Origin of the sequence: Desulfopila aestuarii DSM 18488 (assembly GCF_900143695.1) — a bacterium.
Lineage (GTDB): Bacteria > Desulfobacterota > Desulfobulbia > Desulfobulbales > Desulfocapsaceae > Desulfopila > Desulfopila aestuarii.
Genome location: NZ_FRFE01000006.1, coordinates 181,071 through 204,012, shown reverse-complemented (window position 1 = coordinate 204,012; position 22,942 = coordinate 181,071). Strand labels below are relative to the sequence as shown.

General features: G+C 49.3%; 20 protein-coding genes. 8 read left to right on the top strand and 12 right to left on the bottom strand.

Annotated features, from left to right (window positions below):
- Positions 1 to 35 precede the first annotated feature (35 nt).
- Together BUF15_RS08460 and ppnN are read right to left on the bottom strand one after the other, a co-directional pair.
- The gene (locus tag BUF15_RS08460; protein ID WP_159441255.1) at positions 36 to 2,630 is read right to left on the bottom strand and encodes a hybrid sensor histidine kinase/response regulator; all 2,595 of its coding nucleotides are present in this window, start codon (positions 2,628 to 2,630) and stop codon (positions 36 to 38) included.
- A 301-nt stretch (positions 2,631 to 2,931) separates the two neighbouring features.
- A complete protein-coding gene (gene ppnN, locus BUF15_RS08455; RefSeq protein WP_073613027.1) occupies positions 2,932 to 4,332 on the bottom strand; it encodes a nucleotide 5'-monophosphate nucleosidase PpnN in 1,401 nt (466 codons plus the stop codon).
- Positions 4,333 to 4,713: 381 nt separating this feature from the next.
- On the opposite strand from ppnN, the gene BUF15_RS08450 reads away from it, so the two are divergent.
- The 4 genes from BUF15_RS08450 (at position 4,714) to BUF15_RS08435 (ending at position 9,409) form a co-directional block, all read left to right on the top strand.
- Complete coding sequence (locus BUF15_RS08450; RefSeq protein WP_073613026.1) at positions 4,714 to 4,932, top strand: hypothetical protein; 219 nt, start codon at positions 4,714 to 4,716, stop codon at positions 4,930 to 4,932.
- A 185-nt stretch (positions 4,933 to 5,117) separates the two neighbouring features.
- Complete coding sequence (locus tag BUF15_RS08445) at positions 5,118 to 5,822, top strand: SDR family NAD(P)-dependent oxidoreductase (RefSeq protein ID WP_073613025.1); 705 nt, start codon at positions 5,118 to 5,120, stop codon at positions 5,820 to 5,822.
- Positions 5,823 to 5,870: 48 nt separating this feature from the next.
- Positions 5,871 to 6,686, top strand: coding sequence for a nitroreductase family protein (locus BUF15_RS08440; RefSeq protein ID WP_073613024.1), 816 nt, complete (start codon positions 5,871 to 5,873; stop codon positions 6,684 to 6,686).
- A 275-nt stretch (positions 6,687 to 6,961) separates the two neighbouring features.
- A complete protein-coding gene (locus BUF15_RS08435) occupies positions 6,962 to 9,409 on the top strand; it encodes an ATP-binding protein (protein ID WP_073613023.1) in 2,448 nt (815 codons plus the stop codon).
- An 81-nt stretch (positions 9,410 to 9,490) separates the two neighbouring features.
- Here BUF15_RS08435 and BUF15_RS08430 read toward each other — a convergent pair whose 3' ends face one another.
- A complete protein-coding gene (locus tag BUF15_RS08430) occupies positions 9,491 to 10,546 on the bottom strand; it encodes a hemolysin family protein (RefSeq protein WP_143170664.1) in 1,056 nt (351 codons plus the stop codon).
- Between the two features lie 303 nt (positions 10,547 to 10,849).
- Here BUF15_RS08430 and BUF15_RS08425 point away from each other — a divergent pair, with 303 nt between their 5' ends.
- Entirely contained in the window at positions 10,850 to 12,373 is a 1,524-nt protein-coding gene (locus tag BUF15_RS08425; RefSeq protein ID WP_073613022.1) for a leucyl aminopeptidase, read from the top strand.
- A gap of 54 nt (positions 12,374 to 12,427) precedes the next feature.
- On the opposite strand, the gene dusB is transcribed toward BUF15_RS08425, so the two are convergent.
- The 9 genes from dusB to BUF15_RS08380 all read right to left on the bottom strand — a co-directional run bounded on the left by dusB (position 12,428) and on the right by BUF15_RS08380 (position 21,054).
- Complete coding sequence (gene dusB, locus BUF15_RS08420) at positions 12,428 to 13,378, bottom strand: tRNA dihydrouridine synthase DusB (RefSeq protein ID WP_073613021.1); 951 nt, start codon at positions 13,376 to 13,378, stop codon at positions 12,428 to 12,430.
- An 86-nt stretch (positions 13,379 to 13,464) separates the two neighbouring features.
- A complete protein-coding gene (gene lptE / locus BUF15_RS08415; protein ID WP_073613020.1) occupies positions 13,465 to 13,992 on the bottom strand; it encodes an LPS assembly lipoprotein LptE in 528 nt (175 codons plus the stop codon).
- Positions 13,993 to 14,070: 78 nt separating this feature from the next.
- A complete protein-coding gene (leuS, locus tag BUF15_RS08410; protein ID WP_073613019.1) occupies positions 14,071 to 16,569 on the bottom strand; it encodes a leucine--tRNA ligase in 2,499 nt (832 codons plus the stop codon).
- Between the two features lie 73 nt (positions 16,570 to 16,642).
- Positions 16,643 to 18,031, bottom strand: a complete 1,389-nt coding sequence (gene dnaB / locus BUF15_RS08405; protein ID WP_073613018.1) for a replicative DNA helicase — start codon at positions 18,029 to 18,031, stop codon at positions 16,643 to 16,645.
- Between the two features lie 187 nt (positions 18,032 to 18,218).
- Complete coding sequence (rplI, locus tag BUF15_RS08400; RefSeq protein ID WP_073613017.1) at positions 18,219 to 18,674, bottom strand: 50S ribosomal protein L9; 456 nt, start codon at positions 18,672 to 18,674, stop codon at positions 18,219 to 18,221.
- A gap of 59 nt (positions 18,675 to 18,733) precedes the next feature.
- The gene (locus BUF15_RS08395) at positions 18,734 to 19,714 is read right to left on the bottom strand and encodes a DUF2232 domain-containing protein (RefSeq protein ID WP_073613016.1); all 981 of its coding nucleotides are present in this window, start codon (positions 19,712 to 19,714) and stop codon (positions 18,734 to 18,736) included.
- A 24-nt stretch (positions 19,715 to 19,738) separates the two neighbouring features.
- Positions 19,739 to 19,984, bottom strand: a complete 246-nt coding sequence (rpsR, locus tag BUF15_RS08390; protein WP_073613015.1) for a 30S ribosomal protein S18 — start codon at positions 19,982 to 19,984, stop codon at positions 19,739 to 19,741.
- 39 nt (positions 19,985 to 20,023) lie between these two features.
- Positions 20,024 to 20,464, bottom strand: coding sequence for a 30S ribosomal protein S6 (gene rpsF / locus BUF15_RS08385; protein ID WP_073613014.1), 441 nt, complete (start codon positions 20,462 to 20,464; stop codon positions 20,024 to 20,026).
- A gap of 194 nt (positions 20,465 to 20,658) precedes the next feature.
- Entirely contained in the window at positions 20,659 to 21,054 is a 396-nt protein-coding gene (locus BUF15_RS08380; RefSeq protein WP_073613013.1) for a MazG nucleotide pyrophosphohydrolase domain-containing protein, read from the bottom strand.
- A 285-nt stretch (positions 21,055 to 21,339) separates the two neighbouring features.
- Between BUF15_RS08380 and BUF15_RS08375 the strand changes: the two genes are divergently transcribed.
- The 3 genes from BUF15_RS08375 (at position 21,340) to rpmA (ending at position 22,821) form a co-directional block, all read left to right on the top strand.
- Complete coding sequence (locus tag BUF15_RS08375; RefSeq protein WP_073613070.1) at positions 21,340 to 21,786, top strand: AP2 domain-containing protein; 447 nt, start codon at positions 21,340 to 21,342, stop codon at positions 21,784 to 21,786.
- A gap of 369 nt (positions 21,787 to 22,155) precedes the next feature.
- Positions 22,156 to 22,467: a 50S ribosomal protein L21 gene (gene rplU / locus BUF15_RS08370; RefSeq protein WP_073613012.1), complete on the top strand. Its 312-nt coding sequence runs from the start codon at positions 22,156 to 22,158 to the stop codon at positions 22,465 to 22,467.
- A 96-nt stretch (positions 22,468 to 22,563) separates the two neighbouring features.
- The gene (gene rpmA, locus BUF15_RS08365) at positions 22,564 to 22,821 is read left to right on the top strand and encodes a 50S ribosomal protein L27 (RefSeq protein WP_073613011.1); all 258 of its coding nucleotides are present in this window, start codon (positions 22,564 to 22,566) and stop codon (positions 22,819 to 22,821) included.
- Positions 22,822 to 22,942: the final 121 nt, after the last annotated feature.

Genomic DNA, 22,942 nt, shown 5'->3' with positions numbered 1-22,942 from the left:
AAAGGGTGGCGCTTTCGGAAAGTATTCACCAGTTTTTAACGGGACACAGGATGAAGCGCGTTACGAATGGCATTGCTGAGCTCTGAGGCGCTGTAGGGTTTTTGGATATAGCCGCGAACACCGAGTTTTTCAGCATCAGTAAATTTCTCTGTTTTAGTGAAGCCGGAGCAAATTAATGCACATACATTTTTGTTGATATCAAGGAGCTTTTTAAAACAGGTGGTACCATTCATTTCCGGCATGATCATGTCCAGCAACACCAGATCAATTTCCTGATGATATCGGCGATAGGTTTCAATCCCTGCGGTTGCTCCCTCAGCCAGCAGAACACTGTAGCCGAGTTCAGTGAGCAAGCCTTTGGCTGAGGCAAGGATTAAACGTTCGTCATCAATCACCAGGACCGTGGTGCCCTCTCCGGCCGGAGTGTCAATTTCTCGCGCTGTTTCAGATTGTTGACCATGGGATAGCGGGAATGAAAGAATGAATTCCGTGCCAACTCCAACCTCTGATATGAGCTGGATTCGGCCGTCGTGTTCCTTCATGGAGCCAAAAACTGCCGCCAGACCGAGACCAGTGCCTTTCCCCTGATCTTTGGTGGTAAAGAAAGGTTCAAAAATCTTCTCCTGAATGGTTTCATCGATTCCGCATCCGGTATCGATAAAGCGGACCCGAAAATAGGTCCCAGGGAGGATGACCTCACCAAACGCGCATTGTTCACTAGCGATCACCTCGACATTCTCAGTGACAATGGTAAGTCTTCCCCCATCGGGCATGGCGTCGGCGCTGTTGATGGCAAGGTTGAGAAAAATATTTTCCAGTTGGGTCGGATCGCCGATGATTACCGAATCCTGCGCTTGAAACAATGAGGTTATGGTAACAGACTTGTCGATGCTGTGTGAGAGCAGATCAATAGTAGCTTGCAGTGACTGGTGACAGTCAACGGGAGATGACATGACCTTGCCTTTTCTGGCAAAACTGAGCATCTTGCGGGTGAGATCGGCCGCACGCCCAGCTGCTTGGAGTATCCTGTTGGCATTTTGCTGTTCCATGGAACCGTTCGGCAGTTTGATTGTCAATAACTCGGCAAAGCCGCTGATGCCGGTGAGCAGGTTGTTGAAATCATGGGCAACACCACCGGCCAGCTGGCCGATTGCCTCCATCTTTCGACTTTGGGTCAGCATACTCTCCATAGTGCGCTTTTCGGTAATATCACGACAGACCAGCACGGCTCCCAGAATAGCACCTTGAGGATCGCGGATTGGTGAGCAGCTGCCGCTTAGATAACGTTGAGACTGCGTCGGCGGAGTATAGACAGTATCTTCCGGAAAGTCCTGGGCCACCCCTGCCTTGCAGTATTTCCTGACGAAATCTGCTAAAGCATGGCCGTGAACCGGATCGCTTTCAGAAAAAAGCTCGGGCAGGGGCCTGTTCTGCATTTGGGCGATTGTCAAATTGAACAATCTGCCCGCCTGGGCATTGGCGTTGACAATCCGAAAGTCAGTATCGACTGAAATGACCGCCTCTCCAATTGCTTCGAGGGTAACCGATAGATCTTGTCGACTCTTGCGCAATTTCCTTTCGGACTCTTGTCGTTGGCGATTACTTTTCATTAAGAGTGCGATGATGAAGAGTTGAGTCACAAAAAGAGCAAATACGCCAAGAATCTGGTGTTTATGTCTATACCAGAGATTGTCAGGGGTATTGATAATGGTGCTGCCAGCTGGTAGCAGCGATGAGGAAATGGAAAAACGTTTGAGTTCCTTGTAGTCAAACATTGGCAGATTGGGAGACTCATTGACCACAGGTAGGCTTGCAGCAGGTGATCCATTCAGAATTTTCAGTGCGAGTTCGGCAGCGGTTTTTCCCTGGCTTTCGCCGTTAACTAGTGATCCACCGAGAAGCCCCCGTCCAAGATAAAAGCTCCACACCCCGAATATTGGCCGCGAACTGCTTGACCTGATTGCTTGAATGGCATCGCGATAACGGAAAGTCTGACCCTCTGCATCACGGTTAAACGTCATAAGAAGTATTACACTACTGTTAGGCAGTGTACGGATTGCGTTTTGCAAATCTCCAATAGAGAGATTGCCGGAATACGTGAAGGTGAAGTGATCGGAAAAAAGGTAGGCAATCTCCTCTATTCTTCTTTTATTGGCAACTCCAGTCAGTGTGCTGTCGTTAATGATAAAAAGATTACGCTGATCCGGGAGAAGTTTCTTGATGATATTCAATGTGCCGGGAAGATCAAACGCTTCTACGACTCCGGTGATGTTGTCAAGTTTTGAAAAGACTGCGGGGTCGTAGTAGTTGATGCCGCAAAAAACGATAGGGATACCAGGAAAGATTTCATCTCTTAAAGAGAGAATGAGATTGAGAGCATTGTCGTCACAGACGATCAGAACGTCGGGCCTGTTTTCGCCATATTTGTAGTCCCAGACAGCGGTGAGCAGTTTGTTATAGTTTGTGTCTGAAAACCTTTTTGAATCCATGTATTCCACATGGATGTCAATAGAGGTTCCACGGTTGGCAAGCAGTGTCTGTTCGATAGCCTGCTCAACTTCATCAACCCATTGCATTTCTTTGTGATAGGAATGAATGACAAGTACATTCTGTTGTTCATCTGCTTCCATGCCCTGACTGGGTAGGTGGGAAACGGTCAGAAAGAAAATGAGTAGGGCAAATAATCGCATAGTCAACAAGGTTAAGCGGGGATACAAAACAACTGTTTACGATATTGTTACATGGAATTCTGGGATATACAATGAATTCCTGAATGTCGTCGAGGGGTTTGGCAGAAAAGGACTCGAGGAAAAGGCATAGTTGAGATTCTTGCCAAAGCTTTGAGAATTACGATTGTAGGAAATCATCCCCTTCACTTGCAAAGGAATTTACAAGTAAAGGGGATGCATTAATGGACGTGTGAGTACCGTGTTAATTCTTCAGTGCTGGCTCGAACTCCTCCTGGAGAAGCTGGTAGCAGGGGCTGTATTGCTGGTCGGTCGGGATTTTCATACGCTGCTGCTTGACAAATGCCTTAAGCAGGGTGTCCAGAGGGCCCATGATATCGGTCTCACCTCGCAGCTGGAACAGGCCCCGTTCCTCGATGGCCTGGATGCCAGCTTTTTTCACGTTACCGGCGACGATCCCGGAAAATGCTTTGCGCAGATTGCCAGCCAGCTCAAATGTCGATTGGTTTCCGGTGAGATTGAGTGCCAGCATATTCTCGTGAGTCGGGTCAAAAGGTTTCTGGAAATCATGCCTGATTTTCAGCAACCAATTATAGAAAAACGTGTCGCCACGTTCTTTTCTAAACTCACGAATCTGTGCGATACCTCTCTCCATCTCCCTGGCCACCGCTTCAGGATCGTTGACGATAATCTGGTATTTGCTCCTTGCCTCATCTCCCAGTGTCTGACTGATGAAGGTGTCGATCTGGCGGAAATAGTCTTTTGCTGAGGATGGACCACTTAAGATGAAGGGGAATGGTATATCCTTGTTGGCGGGATCGAGCAGGATGGCCAACAGGAAGAGAATCTCTTCAGCAGTTCCGACGCCGCCTGGAAAGACGATGACGCCGTGCCCGGCACGTACAAAGGCCTCTAATCGTTTCTCGATGTCTGGCATAATCACCAGATCGTTGACGATGGGGTTAGGAGATTCGGCAGCAATGATACCAGGTTCGGTAATGCCGAGATACTGTCCGTTGTAGAACCGTTGTTTGGAATGGCCAATGGCGGCCCCTTTCATCGGCCCTTTCATGGCGCCTGGACCGCAACCTGTGCAGATGTTCAGGCAACGGAGCCCCAGCTGGTGGCCAACCTCCTTGGTATACTCGTACTCCTCACGGCAGATGGAATGGCCGCCCCAGCAGACAACCAGACCTGTATCGCTGTCGACCCGTATCACTCCGGCATTACGTAGAATATAGAAAATGGCATTGGTGATGCCGCGGGAGGTGGAAAGATCAAACCCCGGGTTGTTTTTAATCTCATCTTCCACGTAAACAATGTCGCGCAGAACAGAAAAGAGATGCTCGCTGATACCACGGATGATCTTGCCGTCGACAAAGGCGCTTGCGGGGGCATTGGTCAGTTCAAGTTGAATACCGCCGTTTTCCCGACAGACCCTGATATCAAAGTCTTGAAATCGTTCAAGCAGTTTCTTGGAGTTATCGAGACTCTTACCACAATTAAGGACGGCGAGAGAGCAGCTGCGAAAGAGTGACTGCACCTCTCCCTTACTGGTTTCAAGAAGGCGTCGGGCCTCCATCTGGCTTAAAAGATCAAGGTAACCCTGGGGGGAAATTCTGGTGCGGGAAATTGTCTGTGTCATGAAAATGTTGTTTGTCTCGGCACGCCATATCGGTTGGCGATACAATTAAACAGATATTGAACCTGTTGGTATTCGGATATGCCTGAAGCTGCACGTCTTATGACTGGAGTGATGTAATAGTAGCTGTACTCAAAAAATGCAAGGCCAATGTGGCGGTTGAGGATGCTACAGTAAAAGATAACAATCGTAGGGGATTGAAAGATATGTCCTTTAAAAATAAAACGATAGGAGAGTTGGCAAGATTCTTTACTGGGCTCGAAATGAAAGGGTAACGCATTTCTGACAGTATCCTGACATGGATAAGTTCTTATGGCGCAACCGGGAAGGACCGGTATTGATCGAAATAAAACCAGAAAGAATCAATGCATCAGGAGGATTGTAATGTTGAGTGTCAATGCACAACTGAAGATTCAGTCGTTTGCTCATGGGCTTATGATGCCGGTTCCCGGCATGAAAGCACTCGAGAAACAGATCAGGCTTGAGTTGGGAGAAACGTCTGGCAGATCAGCTGCCTGCTGTTTTGCCATTGGGCATATGGTGATTGCGTATCCGGTGATTGTCAGCGTGGGTGTGCTCTTTTATAAGCTTATGGAAATATGAGATATGTAAAACGATATATCAAAGATCATATGAATTTGAACTTCTATATACGGTGATGACAATCGTCAATATCCTGGAGTAACTTAGCTCTTTTCCGGTATAAGTTGAGAGTATTGTGGTAGAGTTAGCAGCTCGCGTACTTTGCAGATCAATAGATTGATACTTATCGGAAAAGAGAAATGTGTATGAACCAGCCAAAAGTTGCACTTGTCACCGGTGGCAGCAGAGGTATTGGCCTCGCCACGGTTCGGTTGCTTTGCAGTCGCTCGATTACAACAATATTTACCTGCCGAAATCCGCACGACGGCCAACTGGCGTTGTCCGAACTCGGACCATTGGCCCGTCTTGCCGACTTCCATCCTCTTGAGCTGACCGACAATGCCAGCGTGAGTGAATTAGCCGAATATATTCGCCGGAAATATGGTTATCTTGATATTCTGATCAATAACGCAGGAGTTAATTATGACACCTGGCAGCGGGTGAGCAAAGTTGCAATTTCCGAGGTGGAGTATACCCTTGATGTTAATTTGCTGGGCCCCTGGCGGATGTGCAACGTGATGATCCCCCTGATGCTTTCCCGAGGTAACGCAAGGATCATCAATGTGTCAAGCGGAGCTGGTTGTATCGCGCAGCAGGATGGCTCAGCTCCGGCCTATTCTCTTTCCAAAAACGGCCTCAACATGCTGACAAAAAGTATGGATTCTGACCTGCAGAACACTGGCATAGCCGTTAATGCGGCAGATCCCGGTTGGGTGCGGACTGACATGGGTGGTAGCGATGCACCCAAATCACCGGAGGAGGGGGCTGACACTATCGTTTGGCTGGCAACAGAGGCCGATCTCTCTATTTCTGGAAAATTATTTCGTAATAGAACTGCAATCGACTGGTAGCATAGGCTTCCAGGGTTATGCAAATATATGTTTGTGCGGAGACACAATATGTTCTTTCAAGTTGATACGACTATCTGCAATAAAGATGAGATCTGTGTTCTGGAATGTCCTGCGCGCATTCTTACAATGAATGCCGATGGACCTGTTATGGTGAAGGGCGGGGAGGAGGTATGTATTCGGTGTGGACATTGCGTGGCAGTTTGTCCGGTTGGTGCGGTGGCTCTGGAAATTCTCTCTCCTGATGAATGTCTGCTGATCGAGAATGGATGGTTCTCTGATGCACAACAGGCCGAAATGTTTCTGCGTTCCCGTCGATCGATCAGGACCTATAGGCAACAGCCGTTAGATAAAGATACTCTGGAAAAAGCCCTGAAAATAGCTTCGTCTGCCCCGACCGGTTCCAATCGACAGCTCGTGAAGTGGTTGGTGCTTTATGAACGAAGCGATGTTGAAAATGTTGTCACTCACGTGGTTGACTGGATGCGGTATATGCTTGCTCACGATCCTGATATGGCGGCCCAGTTAAATATGCAGAAGATCCTCAACGATGTTGAACAGGGAGCTGATCGCATCTGTCGCCAGGCTCCGCATCTGGTCTTTGCCTATATCGACAAAGAGGTGGGTGTTGGTGCCGCCGATTGCCACACAGCCCTTTCTTATCTTGAATTGATTCTACCGTCTCTTGGTGGCGGCAGTTGCTGGGCCGGTTATGTGATGCGTGCGGTAAGTCAGTGGCCGCCTCTTGTTCAATCCCTTGGTCTTTCTGAAGAATTTTGTCTCTATGGGGCAGTTATGGTGGGGATCCCGAAGTTTCACTATCATCGTATCCCGCCTCGCAATATGCCGGACATCACTTACCGCTGAGAGTCTGTTATTCTGGTGGCTGGGCACACCCCAGAGCGTCCGTCACCAGAAATGTATGAGCCTTTTCTCCACATTTTTTAACTTCCCTTTTGTTTATCAACTGATTGGCGTGCTATCATATTACAGGAGCAGATGTTGAGTTGCCTCCGGCAGGTGATTGGGTGCGGCTACACGTCATATTCAGTTTGAACCTGGTTCGGCATCGCAGGTTCAACACCAGACATTCTCGACCATAGCCGTTTTAGGAAAGACCAGGAGTACTTTCGAGGTGAAACATGGCTATCCTGTCAATAGATCCGGACAAGGCGTGTGTGAAATGTCCCGCCGAGCTCTTTGAATTCACAACCACTGATGATATCCACGATATTGTCCAGATTGCCGGGCAGGATCGGGCATTAGAGGCTGTGGAGTTTGGAATCGGGATTGAACATAAAGGGTTCAATCTTTTTGTTATTGGGCCCCAGGGAACAGGCCGGCATACGGTCATTCGTTCCTTTATCGACCAGAAAGCTCTGGAGTCAAAACCACCTAGTGACTGGTGCTATGTCAATAATTTCAAACAGCCTCATAAACCGTCGGCGTTTGAGTTTCCCCAGGGTAAGGCCTTTGTTTTTCGAAAGGAGATGAAGGATCTGGTGGAACTTCTGAGGGTGACACTCAGCACCGTCTTTGAGGGTGAGGATTTTAAGGCCAGGCTTCGAGCGATCAACGAGGACTTCAAACGCAGGGTGGACAAAATTTACCGCGAGATTGAAGAGCGCGCCAAGCGTGAATCCATTGCTGTGGTGAAAAGTGATCAGGGTATTATGGTTGCCCCCATGGATGGTGCAGGTAACATCCTCGATACCGAGGGTTTCTTGAAGCTGCCACAGGTAACGCGACAGCGGATCGATGAACTTATTGAAAAATATCAAAATGAGCTACAGGAGGGGATGCAGAAGATTGCAGTTGCCAGGCGTGATGTTGAAGCGATGAAGCGGCGTTTAAAAGATGATCTGGCGCGCCAGGCGGTTGCTAGTCTCATAACAGCATTGAAGAAGAAATATGATAGCCGGCCTGAGCTGATGGCGTATCTTGAGGATGTCGAAAATGATATTGTTGAGCATGCGGATGACTTCTTGCAGAGGGCGCCAGAAAATGGGAAAGAAAATTTTCTTAGCATGATGACGGCTCACACCCCGTCATTTGAAAGATATGAGGTTAATATTCTCGTCAGTAACGGCAGCGACAGTGCACCGGTTGTGTATGAAGATCTTCCAAATTTTCAGAACCTTCATGGTCGCATCGAGAATCTCGCGAGAATGGGGATGCTCACCACCCATTTTACCCTGATTAAACCGGGTTCTCTCCATATGGCCAATGGCGGCTATATTATTATCGATGCCAGGAGACTGTTGACGCAGCCATATAGCTATGAAGGTTTGAAGCGCACTCTGCGTGCCCAGCAGATCAGGATCGAACCACTGGAACGACTGTTAGGGTTGATGAATACAGTGACACTCGAGCCAGAACCAATACCGCTTAGAGCCAAGGTCGTGCTGATTGGGGATGCCTATCTCTATTATCTGCTGAAGTATTACGATCCGGAGTTCGATTCACTTTTCAAGGTCCAGGTCGATTTTGAGCATTCCATGGATCGCACTCCCGAAAATTTGAAGGTGTATGTCTCGCTTATTACCGGCATGATCAAATCAGAAAATCTGTTGCCGATGGATAAAGGCGGGGTGGCGAGGCTAGTGGAACATAGCGCCAGAATGGCCGGCGATGGCGAGAAAATTTCACTCTATCTCGAACAGGTAGCCACCATCGTCAAGGAGGCGGACCATATTGCCCGAAAAGCGGGGGATACGTTGGTAACTGCGGCGTGTGTCCAGCAGGCCCTTGATGCGGCCAAAAGGCGGGAAAGCCGAATTCGCGACCGCATGTTTGAGGTTATACTGCAGGGAATTCGAAAAATCGCCACCGAAGGCAGTGAGGTGGGCCAGGTCAACGGGCTTTCAGTTCTGGGACTTGGGTCAACCTACTTCGGGCTACCAACCCGCATTACCGCTCTCACCCGTCCAGGTAAGGAGGGCGAACTGATCGATATCGAAAAGAAAGTTGATTTGGGCGGGCCTATTCACTCAAAAGGTGTGCTGATTCTTGAATCATTTCTCCGGGCACGTTATCTGCGAAATATGCCTATCGGTCTGCGTGCCAGTCTGGTATTTGAGCAGTCTTATGGCGGTGTGGATGGCGATAGTGCTTCGGTGGCCGAGCTGTGTGTGCTGCTCTCTTCGCTATCCGGGTTGCCAATTAAACAGCATCTGGCTATCACCGGGGCCATCAGCCAGAGGGGTGAGGCCCAGGCCATCGGCGGGGTCAACGAAAAGATTGAAGGCTTTTTCGACCTTTGCAACAGCCGCGGACTTAATGGCCTTCAAGGGGTGATTATCCCTGAAGCAAATGTTCGGCATCTGATGCTGAAAGATGAAGTGGTAGAAGCAATGCGCAAAAAACAGTTCTCGATCTGGTCGGTAACAAGTGTGGATGAGGCGGTGGAGTTGCTGACGGGCGTTCCGGCTGGAGTAAGAGGCGAGGATGGCGCCTATCCTGCAGATACCGTTAATGGTAAAGTGGAGGCAGCCTTGAAACAGTATATGCTCGATATAAAGGCCTTTGAGAAAACAAAAAAAGACAAAGGCGAACACCAGGAGAGCAAGAAGAAGGATGATAACCAGTGATTTTTTTTGGTGGTTCTGACCGGCAGGCTCTTTGTTATCAAATGTTGGATTCTGACAGCAACGGGCGTTGCCGGGAAAAACTTACTGGTTTTTGATGTTTTTCAGATGCCGTAGTGAAGCGAGATTACGGGAGCGCGCGAACTCCCGCATGTCCTGGTTTTTGTCAGACTCATCGATAATTTCCCTGCCGACAATCTCTTCGATGACATCCTCCATAGAGATGATACCTGTCATCGAACCATATTCATCGACCACCACAAAAAGATGTTGCTGGCGATCGAAAAAGTCCAGCAGCACCCGGTTGAGCGGTGCGGTCTCCGGCACGAAGTGGGCTGGCTTGACAAAAGTAGACACCGGGGTATCGAGGTTGCCTTCTGCGGCAGCCTGCAGGATATCCTTGCGCAGGACGATACCGGTCACATTGTCCGGCTCGCTATCAAATGTCGGGATGCGACTGTGGGCGCTCAACCTGTCTATTTTCTTCATTGAATCGGCGACGCTCTGTTTATCCTCTAAGGAAAAAGTGACCGTTCTCGGGGTCATGGCGTGGCGTACCATCTTATCTTTTAGTTGCAGGATATTGGCGATGACTCGTTCCTCTTCCTCTTCGATCTGACCGGATTCCCTTGAAAGTGCGGCGATAGTTTGCAGTTCCTCGGAAGAGATGTTGTCGTCGCCTGTGCGGCTTGGCAAGAGTTTGATAATGGTTCTGCAGACCCAGACGATGGGTTTTAAAATTGTCACCATCCATTTTAAAGGATAGGCGATGAAAGGTGCCAGCCGGTAGGCGAAGTTGACGCCTAAGGTCTTAGGAAGAATTTCAGAGAAGATAAGAATAGTCAGTGTAAAAAGAGCTGAAAACCAGATGACATTATGGTCCCCGAATAATTTCGCGGCAGCGGCACCAGCAACTGAGGCTCCGATAGTGTTGGCTATGGTGTTGAGAGTGAGAATGGCGGTGATGGGCTCTTCGATATCGGAACGGAGATTCTGAAGATGCTGGGCAGAGCGAAAACCGGATCGCTTGAGCATTTCCACCTGGCTTGCGGTGAGTGAATAGAGTACAGCCTCACAAAGTGAGCAGACGGCTGAAACGCAAATTGCCATGGTGACAGCGGTAATGAATGTGTTGAGCACTGCAATGACTCCTGGATGGATAGTCGGGTTACGTTATGGAAAAAAATATACAAATGATGGTTGTAAGCTTTTCTGTAGGCATTACTCTAGAAGATACATTGAAATACGCCAAGCTGGTACATGTCTGTTGATTTCGTCATAAAAAATGGTACGAAGTACAGCAGCATCACCATCGGAATGTTCATGTTTGCAGCCAAGCATCCCGAGGCACTGAGCGAGTTCACAGTAATGAGAGAAATGTTTCATCTTGTCAAATACCAGAAAGACGGATGAAACTCAACAAATAGACACCAAAGGAAGATCATGCACGCAACCAAAGTAACGGTTTTTGAAAAGGATATATACGGATACGATGGAGATCTACTGATTTTTTGGGCGGCAGGCAATGAGGATGGCACCGTCCAATGCGACTCGCGTGTTGCCGATCTGCTGCAACCGCTGACTGTTTGTAAAGACTTCTCAGCCAAAGAAAATGACACAGTGGTGCTCTACCCTGAAACGGTGAAAGGCGGCGAGAAATTTAGCGCCAAGAGGATCCTGGTTGTTGGGTTTGGCGTGAAGAAAGAAAATCTGGAGGAATACCATTTGCGCGAGATTATGCGCAGTGCTGGCGGGGCGGTGAGTAAAGTGTGCGAGAAGCTCAAGGTAAGCGACGCTCTGGTTTGCGTCGATGGCCTTGACTTTTGTCTTGACAGGGCGAGAATGGTGGAATGCTTTACCGAAGGACTATTGCTGGGTGACTATCGTTTCACCAAATATAAGAAACCAGACAGTGACAAGCCGGTCTATGGCGGACTTAAGAAGCTCTCGTACAGTGTGGCAGAGAAGAGGGGAAAGGTACGGAAAGGGGCAAAACGCGGCGCGGATGTGGCTTTTGCCGTGCATAGTGCCAGGGATATGGCGAATGAACCGGGCAATGGCTGGACCGCCGCGCATTTTGCTGCGCATGCTGAGCAGTTAGCAAAACAGTATAAACTGAAATGTCGAATACTCGATAAAGCGAGAATGAAGCGGCTTGGAATGGGCGGAATGCTGGCTGTCAATCAGGGGTCGGCGGAACCGCCAAAGCTGGTGATTCTCGAATACACTCCGGAAAAGCATGAACAGACAGTGATGCTTGTCGGCAAAGGACTTACCTTTGATTCAGGTGGAATCAGCCTCAAGCCCGCCGAGGGCATGAAGGATATGAAATATGACATGTGCGGCGGGGCAGCGGTGCTGGCAGCGATGCAGGCAATTGCCGAAGACCGACCTTCCGTGCGGGTGGTTGCCCTCATCCCGGCTACCGATAATATGACCGGGAGTTCTGCCTTAAAGCCCGGCGATGTCATTCGCCACTACAATGGCATAACCTCTGAAATTGTCAGTACCGATGCTGAGGGGAGACTGATTCTTGCAGACGCCATCGCCTACGGCATCAAAGAGTTCAAACCTGATTGTGTGGTTGATGTGGCGACATTGACTGGGGCTGTGATCATTGGTCTTGGCCATCATCATACAGGAATCCTCGGCAATAACGATCAACTGGTCGAGCAGCTGATAACAGCAGGCAGGAATTGTGGGGAGCCGTTGTGGCGGTTGCCGCTTACCAAGGAGTACTCAAAACAGATCGAATCGCAGGTGGCGGATATTAAAAATACAGGAGGCCGACCCGGTGGCACCATCACCGCTGCAGCCTATATCGAGAAATTTGTCGGTGAAACCGCCTGGGCTCATCTTGATATCGCCGGAACAGCATGGGATTTTACTGAAAAGACGTATATTCCAAAAGGTCCGTCTGGGATTATGGTACGCACCTTGGTTGAGTTTGTGCAAGCGAGAGGGTGAGATAGGCAGGTACAAGAGTGAAGTTGTCTCGGTATTTCAAAGACCGGGGTAACTTCACTCTTCTTCAACCGTCGTATCCATGGCGGTAGTGAGCATATTCTTCAAATCCTTAAAGCTCGCGCAGTCATAGACGGCGGCCCGCATTCGTGAGCTGCCGCGCATGCCTTTAAAATAACGTCCTACCTGGTTCTTAACCGAACCAATCATTTTTTCAACAGGCAGGAACTCTTCCATCAACTCCAGGTGGCGTAAAGCTCCTGCCATTAACTGGTGCTGGCTGCTGGGCCGTCCCTCAGGGGAAAAGACCCAGGGGTTGCCCAAGGCGCCTCGTCCGACCATCACACCATCACAGCCGGTATCTTCAATCATGGACAAGCCGTCCTCGTAGCTCTGGATATCGCCATTGCCGATAACTGGAATGTCAACAGCAGCTTTGACTTTGGCAATGATCTGCCGATCGGCAACTCCGGTGAATGCCTGCGCCCAGGTTCGCCCATGGACGGTGAGCGCAGCTGCTCCTGCACCTTCCGCCATCAATGCAAACTCTACTGCATTTATTTCACGGCTTGATGGGCCGGACCTGAATTTCACGGTGACCGGTATTGAGGTGTTGTTGCGGACCGCATTGATGATTTTTTCTGCCAGCGGGATATCGGTCATCAGGGCCGCACCAGCTCCACGTTTGGTAACCTTTTTAACCGGACACCCCATATTGATGTCGATAAGATCGGGGCCGTATTGTGACATAATCGCAGCGGCCTCACCCATTATCTCCGGTTCAGCGCCAAAGAGCTGAAATGCGACAGGTTTTTCAACTGCAACAGACTGCAGCATCTCAATGGTTCGTGGCTGTTTGAAGGAGAGACCGTGACAGCTGATCATCTCGGAAACACAATAGCCTGCCCCAAATTCCCGGCAGAGGATTCGAAAAGGCAAATCGGAGTAGCCAGCAAGCGGTGCCAATACAAAAGGTGAGGAAAAGGTAAGGTGGGCGATGGTCAGCATGAAAACAAATAAACAGAAAAACGAAAGGAAAAGAAATAACGCTGCCCCACCGGTTTTGTAGAAGAGAAAACCGGTGGGGAAAGTGGTTATTGCTGATTGAGCTTCATCAAGCTTTTCTGATAGATCCGCTCGGAAATATCATCAACGATGATGGCAATTGCTTTGCGCTGGTTGGCCTGTGTTTCGGAGGTCGAGCCACCGGTATAGTAGGTCTCGGTCCAAGTCTCTCCAGGTTCCTCGACCAGAATCTTATCGGTGGTGAGGTCTTTTAGCACATAACGAACCCGAAGACTGACCCGCACTTCGGTCGCGGACTGATCGGCTCCGTAAGAACGGCTCGGCAGACTAATGGAGACGATTTCACCGGCCAGGATAAGGTGAGCATCCTCCTTTTTCTTGGTAAGCGAGATCGATCCTGATTTTTGGTACCACTTTACCAGAGACTGATAGAATGTAGCGTCCAGGCCGAGTTGACTGGTACGGTTTTTCCAGTTCGCAAGGTAGATGACTCGATCCGGTCCTGTATAGATATTCGGATTATGATATCCGCATGAGGCAACGAGCAGCAGCAAAAAGGCCAGGAGTGGAAAATAGCGGCGGCTGTATAGTTTCAAAGCAGATTCTCCTCTAGGGGGATAATGTCATTTGTCGCTGCCTCTTGGAAGAGACAGCGACACTGGATGGCTTTTTTGCTAAGCGACAATGTTGACAAGCTTTTTCTTGACGACAATGGTTTTCTTAACCGTTTTTCCTTCCAGGAAACGTAGGACGTTCGGATCGGCAAGGGCCATGGCCTTCAGTTCTTCATCTTCAATATCCGCAGGAACCTGGAGGCGTGAACGTACCTTGCCCTGGACCTGAATAACGATGGTCAGCATCTCTTCCTCTGCCGCTGCCGCGTCAAATTTCGGCCAAGCCTGATCTTCAATGCTATTCCGGTTGCCCAACTGTTCCCACATCTCGGCGGAAAAGTGAGGAACCATCGGCGACAGCAGAATAAGTAGTGACTGAAGCGCCTCGCGGACAACTGCAGGTTCGCATTGTTCGCCTTTTTCGCTGTCGGTGAGGCTGGTCATGGTATTGAACAATTCCATACCCGCGCTGATTGCGGTGTTGAAATGGAAGTTGTTCTCAATATTTTCCGTGACCCGTTTGATGGTCTGGTGCATTTTACGATGCAGCGAACGGCCATTTTCACTCAATTCGGCTGGGACCGGACCTGCGTCGAGCAGTTCTGGTCGGGCGGAGATAAAACGGTAGACCCTGTTGAGGAAACGTGAACAGCCTTCAACGCCTTGAGCGTTCCATTCCAGATCTTTTTCGGGTGGCGCGGCGAAAAGGCTGAAGAGGCGTACCGTGTCGGCTCCATACTCGCTCACCAGATCGTGGGGATCGACCACGTTGCCTTTTGATTTGGACATCTTGGCGCCGTCCTTGATGACCATGCCCTGGGTGAGCAGGTTGGTAAACGGTTCGTCAATGTCCAGATAGCCAAGATCGCGTAATACCTTTACGAAGAAACGTGAATAGAGCAGGTGAAGGATAGCGTGCTCAACGCCGCCGATATACTGGTCTACCGGCAGCCAGTAAGAGGTTTTTTCCTTGTCAATCGGAGCATCAGTAAAACGGGGGCACGCATAACGGACATAGTACCAGGATGATTCAACAAATGTGTCCATTGTGTCGGTTTCGCGTCGAGCAGCTTTTCCACAGGCCGGACAGGTGGTGGCAATAAAGCTCTCTCGTTGATGCAATGGTTTGCAGGTGGCACCCGTGGCGTCAGCATCGTCAGGCAACACCACCGGCAACTGTTCAACCGGTACCGGCTGAACACCACAACTGTCACAATGAATCATTGGGATTGGTGCACCCCAGTAGCGTTGTCTGGAAATGCCCCAGTCGCGCAGTCGGTAGGTGACGTGGGCTTTCCCGAAATTGTTAGCTTCCGCATGGGCGATGATGGCCGTCTTGGCGACTTCCGATTCCATGCCGTTGAAGCTGCCGGAATTCACCAGGGTGCCTGGCACGGTGGAGGCGTTTTCCATGGTATCTGAGACCAGCTCGACACCTTCGGGAATAACCACTGGTGTAATGGGAAGACCGTAGACTTTGGCAAATTCGAAATCACGTTCGTCATGGGCCGGAACGGCCATAACTGCGCCGGTGCCATAATCCATCAGGACAAAGTTGGCGATATAGACAGGTACTTTGTCACCATTATAGGGGTTTATGCAATATTTGCCGGTGAAGATGCCTTTCTTGACGAGTTCATCGTCTGGACCCTGCTGCTGTTTCTCGGTGAGGATTTGGTCGATGAAGTCGCGGATCTCTTGCTCATTGTCATTGCCAGCGATAAGCGTATCAACCAGTGGATGCTCTGCGGCGATCGACATGAAAGTGACACCAAAAATGGTGTCCGGACGTGTGGTGAAAATAGAAATGGTTGCGTCAAGGCCGTCGACTGCAAAATCGCAATTGAGACCGGTGGACTTGCCGATCCAGTTACGCTGCATAGTGACAACTTTTTCAGGCCAGCCGGTGAGTTTGTCGAGGTCGGCCAGGAGTTCTTCTGCATAATCAGTAATCTTGAAAAACCAGCCGTTCATCTTGCGCGGTTTGATTGCCTGATCACAACGCCAGCAGAGTCCCTCGATTACCTGCTCGTTGGCCAGTACCGTCTGACAGGAATTGCACCAGTTGACCGTAGTGGTTTTCTGGTAGACGATCCCTTTTTTGTACATCTCCTGAAATATCAGCTGCTCCCATTTGAAATACTTGGAATTACAGGTAGCAATTTCGCGGCCCCAGTCATAGGAGAGGCCCAGCTGTTTCAGCTGATTGCGCATGTAGTCAATGTTTGAGTAGGTCCAGGCGGCGGGGTGGCTGTTATTCTTCTGGGCGGCGTTTTCGGCCGGAAGTCCGAACGCATCCCAGCCCATGGGATGCAGCACGTTGTAGCCCCGCATCCTTTTGTAGCGGGCGACAACGTCACCTATGGAATAGTTACGCACGTGGCCCATATGAATTCGGCCGGATGGGTAGGGGAACATCTCCAGCACATAATATTTTTCCTTATCCGGGTCTTCGGTAGCTTTGTAGCGCTCAGTATCGATCCAGTTTTTTTGCCATTTATCCTCAATGGTTTTGAAATCGTACCTGTTGCTTGTGGGGTTTGTGGGGCTGGTGGTCATAACTGTTCCTTGCTTGGACAATTGATCTATATGTGTATCGGTCGTAATTTCTGGTAGTTGAGCCGGAAAACGTTTACCCGAAGTGCTCGGAATCATCGTAGAGACTCAAGTTTTCAAACATAGTGAATTCCTTGATGAATGTCAATTTGACAGTGCCGGTGGGGCCATTCCTTTGCTTGCCGATAATAATTTCAGCTATACCACGATTCGGGTTGTCCTCAGCCTTGTTATATACCTCGTCACGATAAATGAAGGTGATGACGTCGGCATCCTGTTCGATGGCACCTGATTCTCGCAGATCCGACATCATCGGTCGCTTGTCGGTACGGCCTTCAAGTCCCCGGTTCAACTGAGAGAGGGCAATGACCGGTACATGGTGTTCTTTGGCAAGGGCCTTCAATGATCTGGAGATTTCACTGATCTCCTGGGTTCTATTTTCGGTGCCGTCTCTGCCGCGCATGAGCTGGAGATAGTCGACCACGATGAGGCCAATATCATATTGGGCCGCGAGTCTGCGCACCTTGGCACGCATCTCGAGCACCGAGACCGCTGGCTGGTCATCAATATAGATTGGTGCTTCTGAGAGCATGCCAACGGCCCGGGTGAGTTTGGGCCAATCTTCATCTAAGAGTTTACCGGTACGGATGCGCTGGGAATCTATGCGGCCAACCGAACTGAGAAGACGCATGACCAGCTGCTCCTTGGACATCTCCAGGGAAAACACCGCAACGCCGATTTTTTCCACCAGGGCGGCATGCTGGGCGATGTTCATCGCAAAGGAGGTTTTACCCATGGAGGGGCGGGCGGCAAGAATGATAAGATCGGAACCTTGCAGACCGGCTGTCATCTTATCGATCTCATGATAACCGGTGGGGACACCGGTTATCATTTCCTTGCGGCTATAAAGCTGTTCGACCATCTGGAAGGCCGCAGGGACAATCTGTTTTATCGGCGTGAATTTTTGACCGCTTTTCGATCCGGCAATTTCGAAAATCGCCTGTTCGGCCTGATCCACAAGCAAGTCTATTTCGCCTTGTTCTTCATAGCATCTTGAGGCGATATCTGTGTTGACCTCGATCAGTTTTCTGAGGATAGCCTTCTGGCGAACGATCTTGGCATAGGCAGCGATGTTTGCGGTAACCGGGACGATCGAGGTCAGAGACGCAAGATATCCGGCACCCCCTACCTTTTCGAGCTGGTTCTGGTTGTTGAGCAGGTTGGTGATGGTCAGCAGATCCTGAGGCTCGTTGGCATCGAATAGATCGATCATGGCCTCATAGATGATTCTGTGGGCATCCCGGTAAAAATCATCCGGCTTCAGGATCTCAAGAACGGTGCCGAACGACTTGTCTTTCAGCAGTATCGATCCAAGAACCGACTGTTCAGCCTCGAGGTTTTGCGGCGGAATCTTGGCGGCAGGCATCTGGCTGCTGCGGGACGGCGATGGGGCGAATTCATTCATAGTGTCCGGCCATGGAGAAAATGCTTGGTAATGCTGAGCCCTAAACGAAAAACACACCATGCAGGGCTTGCCCAGATGGTGTGTTTCGTTGCGGCTTTACATACGACCGAAAAGTAATCGGGTGTATGTCAGCGCTGCCGTGCTCTGCCGGTCAGAGTGACCGGTAGGCTTGCTATTCTTGAAAGAATCAGGCTTCGGTAGCGGCGCGTACGACCTTGACGGTGACATCGGCAAACATCTGGAAACCGACTTTGACCGGAATCACATTTTCGCCAAGAACCTTGATCGGCTCACTGAGCTGGATCTGTTTTTTGTCGATGACGATGTTTTTCTCGGCCAGCTTTGCACAGATGTCGGCGTTGGTAACTGAACCGAAGAGACGTTCGTCGTCGCCTGCGAGCTGTTCGATAACGATCTCAATGCCGGCAATCTTCTTAGACAATGCTTCCGCCTGTTTGCGCTCTTCTGCAAGACGAGCTTCAATAACTGCCTTGTTCTCCTCGAGAACGGCGAGATTTTCCTGGGTGGCAACAACTGCTTTGCCTTGAGGAAGGAGGTAGTTGCGGCCGTAGCCCGGCTTGACCGTGACAACTGTCCCTTCCTGACCGAGGGTGCTGATGGTTTCCTTCAAAATGAGTTTCATTTTTAACTCCTTCGTGTTGTGTATGTAAAATCCCTTCAATCTGTGATAATGAAGAAATTTTAGTCATCTACGGAATCCTCATCGGATTTCGGTATTTCTGGATTCAATTTACGGAAATCGAACCAAACGTCGGCTACTCCTGCCATAAGCAGTGCCAGAGTACCAAATGACTGAAAGACGATCATCACATATATAAATGATCGAAACAGTAACGGCACCCTCCATTTATGCATAAAGAACACACAAAGGGCAAAACCCTGAAAACAGTAGACCAGGCTGAGTATTATCAGTAGGTTCACTGCTGCATTGCGCGGCAGCCCAGGCAACACTGCGGGTATCGCGCAAACGATGGCCAGCCAGATCAGTTTTTCCGGCAATTGCCAGAAACGATATCTCGGCCATACACTACGGTTGCAGAGTCTTACCGCCAGCCGGTTGCCGAGCACCATGGTTACCCAGATGGTAAAAAGGGCGCAGCAGATAAAAATGGCCGGCATAATGATGGGTAGAACGACCTTCATCTGATAGAGGGTCGATTCCAGCACCATCATGGCGTCGGGATCGAGCGAACCGCTTTGCCGGTAATGGCTAAGCGTCTCACCGATGCCGGCGTTCAGTGTGTCAATGAGGGAGTTGTATGGGGAAACCCCTGTGGTGACTCCCAGTGCTGCAATGAGCAGCGCCCAACATACCACTAAAACTGCTGAGCTTTTAAGGCCCGATAAAGCCGGACCGTCCCCTCCTAAACCAGATCGTGCCAGCATATACCCGGCCGGAATCATGGAAAAGGAAAAGACCGGCAAGCTAAGCGACGGTACGATTATTCCTGTAATTGCTGCTATTCCTGATCCTGCAAGGATAAATCTGCTACCTACTGTTACACCGTATCGACAGAGAAAGGTGAAAACAATAAGCGGCAGGAACGCATGCAGCCAGCCAAACATGGACCAGGCTGAGCCGGGGAGCGTAATAGCGGCAAAAACAAGAAAAATGTTACCGAGTATATGCTGTATAGCCGGCTGAGGGGTACGCTGATCCACCGTACTGAATCCTATTATAACCGATTACCCCTGAGAAGAGCCTGAATAAGGCAGCAACGCAATGTGGCGAGCCTGCTTGATTGCCTCGCACAGCTGGCGCTGATGGGTTGCACAGGTGCCGAGGATGCGACGAGGAATAATCTTGCCGCGCTCGGACACATAATTTCTCAGAGTTTTAACATCTTTATAGTTGATTGACATCTCGTTGTCAGCGCAGAAACGGCAAACTTTTTTGCGCGAAAAGAGTTTTTTCTGGGGTCTGGCAGCCATGTTTAGATCTCCTGAATATGAATCGTAGGGTTGAAATCTTTATTCGTCGTCAGAATCATCAGTGTCGACATCTTCAATGTCGTCATCATCCTGATCGTCGTCATCCTCGTTTTCGGCCGCGGCAGCCTCAAGGGCGGCAGCTTTTTTGGCTTCGGTCTCGCCAATAGCTTTCTGAATGTCCTCTTCGGTCATTGCATCAGCGGTTTTAATGGTGAGATATTTCAGGACGCCGTCGTCGATCCGGAACTTACGCTCGATCTCAGCCACAGCTGCGGGAGTACCTGCGAATTCGCAGTAGACATAGTATCCCTGGGTTTCTTTCTTGATAGCGTATGCCAGCTTTTTCATTCCCCATTTGTTGAGGTCGATGATGGTGCCTTTCTCATCGAGAATAATCTGGGTGGCGTACTCTGTGATGTTGTTGATCTGATCTTCTCCCAGGCCGGGACGAAGAATATAGATCAGTTCATACCTTCGCATGTGTTCCTCCTCGTGGACTCATGGATATGGGCAATTTTGCCCTGTTGCGGCCCTCGCTTGCTGTACCTCAGTGCAGAGAGCGAAGAGGTGTAGACGATCTTAAGTGTCTACGTTCTATAAAAAAGGTTGAAAGAGAAAAAAAGATCTCCTTAAACCGTCAAAACCACGAATCATACAATTCTGGCATGATAGTGTCAAATCAATTTTTTTGCTTTTTCCATTGCCTTGATTTCTTGCCATTGTCGGCGCAACGCTTCCTCGTCCAAATCCTGTTTATCTCCAAAAACATGGGGGTGACGACGAATGAGCTTCTCGGTGATACCCTCAAGGACATTCTCGATGGAGAATGTATTTTCTTCACTATTTATTTCAGAAATCAATATAATAATGAAAAGGAGATCGCCCAGTTCTTCACAGAGATTAGCGTTGTCGTCGTTGTTAATGGCGGCCAGTAATTCGTCGAATTCAGATTGCAGATATTTAACAAGAGAGACGGTAGTCTGGCGTTTGTCCCATGGGCATCCGCCTTCCCCTCGCAGGGTTTTGACAGTTTCAATGAGACGAAAGAAATGCGATTTGTGATGATACATTGTGGCATTTGTCCTGGTAATGGGTTATTCTATCAGCTAGGAAGTCGAGGGCTTCAGGATGCACATATTACAATAGTGTCCGAAAAGTCCAAAATACAAAAATGTTGACATTCCCGCCCTGACCAACTAATTAGTCTGGTGGGTGGCTTTTAGGGAGAGCTGCCGGGGCCGGGATGGTCAGCAATGTTTCCGAGCGCAGAGACGAGGCGTACCCCACCACCTTACGTTGCTGCCGCGTTTGCCGGGAAACTTCATGATGGTACTAATGAAGATATGAGGATTCAAATGGACGAAGACAAGAAACAGAAGCTGTTGTTGGAGAAACATAAAGACATTGCACGTATTGATCAGGAGTCAAAGCGTACACACGGATGGTATGTTCGTGTCCGTTTTCTTGGGAAAACGCATTCAAAATTTTTCTCTGACAAAAAATGTGGTGGGCGCTATTCAAGTCTGTTGTCAGCCATTTCATGGCGCGACAAAGTCGAGAAGAAACTTGGAAAAATCCGGACCAACAAACATATGGTTACGGTCAGCAATTCCAGCACCGGCGTAGTAGGTGTGCGACTGAATGAGAAACTCAACCGTTATGAGGTGAGCTGGGTTACTCATCAAGGCAAGCAGGGTAAGACCTCTGTTTCCATTAAGAAGCATGGGAAAAAAGCTGCCTTCGCAAAAGCCTGTTCCATCCGCCAGGGTAAGGAACGGAGCCGTCTCGAATACTCGGTGTGACCATTCTGATCTTCACCGGTTTGCTATAATACGCAGGCCGGTGAAGGCTGTTTTTCCTCTCCGCATTATTTTATCCAGCCCACACATTCTTTCTTTAAGAACAAACTTGTCAAAATTCCATGACTCTCCCGTCAAGAGACAGGTATAATAACGTCGTGTAAGTTATTGCCTTTTAAGCTGAAGGTTATAGAGTTGCTGGTCGGTGAATTTTGCTGATCGACTTTACTATTAAAGTGTGTACAATACTGTAGAGCCTGGCAGATTTTGATTGACATATTACGTCAAAAGGTTTTTTATTTGGCGTTTCTGGTTTTATCAAGCAGCGTTTGAAAGAACATAACGAAGTTTCCATGTAAAGAGGTTTATATAATGTATGCAATAGTTCGCACCGGCGGAAAACAATACCAGGTCGCTTGCGGCGACATTCTGCGTGTTGAAAAGATTGCCGGAAATGTTGGTGACACTGTCGATCTGAACGATGTGCTGATGGTAGTGGAAGGCGAGGAAGTAAAAGTCGGGCAGCCTGTGCTGGAAAACGCCAAGGTTGTTGCGAAGATCGCCGAGCAGGGAAGGGCGAAGAAAGTTATTGTCTTCAAGAAAAAACGTCGTAAAGGTTATCGTCTTCGACGCGGTCACAGACAGTCCTTTACCGGTCTGCAGATTGAAGCAATCGAGGCGTAAGCGACGAATCGGATTGTTTAAAATCCATGTTCTGAACTGATATGATAATGCGGCCGGTTATACCTCATAGGGGCGGCTGGAAGAAGGAGTAATACAATGGCACATAAGAAAGCTGGTGGTAGTTCGCGAAACGGACGCGACAGTGAAGGTCAACGACGGGGCGTGAAGCGTTTCGGCGGACAGGTGGTGAAGGCAGGAAACATCCTTGTGCGTCAGCTCGGCACGAAAATTCACCCAGGTACCAACGTTGGCTGTGGTCGTGATTATACACTTTTTGCAAAGGTTGATGGTGTTGTAACATATGAGGACTTCGGCAAGAATAAGAAACGCGTCAGCGTTTATCCTGCTGTTTGATCCACCTTTCGACCTGCGTACCTGCAGTAACGTTCTTGAGTAACGTAAACTGTAGCCAAGTGATACTCGGCCTCCATTTTCAATGAAGGTCGAGTTTTTTTTTACCCTTGACTGAGTTATC

What these genes read in the sequence shown, in the direction of transcription:
- ppnN (WP_073613027.1), bottom strand. Translation starts at nt 4,332, where the DNA reads ATGACACAGACAATTTCCCGCACCAGAATTTCCCCCCAGGGTTACCTT.
- BUF15_RS08450 (WP_073613026.1), top strand. Translation starts at nt 4,714, where the DNA reads ATGTTGAGTGTCAATGCACAACTGAAGATTCAGTCGTTTGCTCATGGG.
- BUF15_RS08445 (WP_073613025.1), top strand. Translation starts at nt 5,118, where the DNA reads ATGAACCAGCCAAAAGTTGCACTTGTCACCGGTGGCAGCAGAGGTATT.
- rpmA (WP_073613011.1), top strand. Translation starts at nt 22,564, where the DNA reads ATGGCACATAAGAAAGCTGGTGGTAGTTCGCGAAACGGACGCGACAGT.
- BUF15_RS08375 (WP_073613070.1), top strand. Translation starts at nt 21,340, where the DNA reads ATGGACGAAGACAAGAAACAGAAGCTGTTGTTGGAGAAACATAAAGAC.
- BUF15_RS08460 (WP_159441255.1), bottom strand. Translation starts at nt 2,630, where the DNA reads ATGGAAGCAGATGAACAACAGAATGTACTTGTCATTCATTCCTATCAC.
- BUF15_RS08380 (WP_073613013.1), bottom strand. Translation starts at nt 21,054, where the DNA reads ATGTATCATCACAAATCGCATTTCTTTCGTCTCATTGAAACTGTCAAA.
- BUF15_RS08435 (WP_073613023.1), top strand. Translation starts at nt 6,962, where the DNA reads ATGGCTATCCTGTCAATAGATCCGGACAAGGCGTGTGTGAAATGTCCC.
- dnaB (WP_073613018.1), bottom strand. Translation starts at nt 18,031, where the DNA reads ATGAATGAATTCGCCCCATCGCCGTCCCGCAGCAGCCAGATGCCTGCC.
- rpsR (WP_073613015.1), bottom strand. Translation starts at nt 19,984, where the DNA reads ATGGCTGCCAGACCCCAGAAAAAACTCTTTTCGCGCAAAAAAGTTTGC.
- BUF15_RS08440 (WP_073613024.1), top strand. Translation starts at nt 5,871, where the DNA reads ATGTTCTTTCAAGTTGATACGACTATCTGCAATAAAGATGAGATCTGT.
- dusB (WP_073613021.1), bottom strand. Translation starts at nt 13,378, where the DNA reads ATGCTGACCATCGCCCACCTTACCTTTTCCTCACCTTTTGTATTGGCA.
- rpsF (WP_073613014.1), bottom strand. Translation starts at nt 20,464, where the DNA reads ATGCGAAGGTATGAACTGATCTATATTCTTCGTCCCGGCCTGGGAGAA.
- leuS (WP_073613019.1), bottom strand. Translation starts at nt 16,569, where the DNA reads ATGACCACCAGCCCCACAAACCCCACAAGCAACAGGTACGATTTCAAA.
- rplU (WP_073613012.1), top strand. Translation starts at nt 22,156, where the DNA reads ATGTATGCAATAGTTCGCACCGGCGGAAAACAATACCAGGTCGCTTGC.
- rplI (WP_073613017.1), bottom strand. Translation starts at nt 18,674, where the DNA reads ATGAAACTCATTTTGAAGGAAACCATCAGCACCCTCGGTCAGGAAGGG.
- BUF15_RS08425 (WP_073613022.1), top strand. Translation starts at nt 10,850, where the DNA reads ATGCACGCAACCAAAGTAACGGTTTTTGAAAAGGATATATACGGATAC.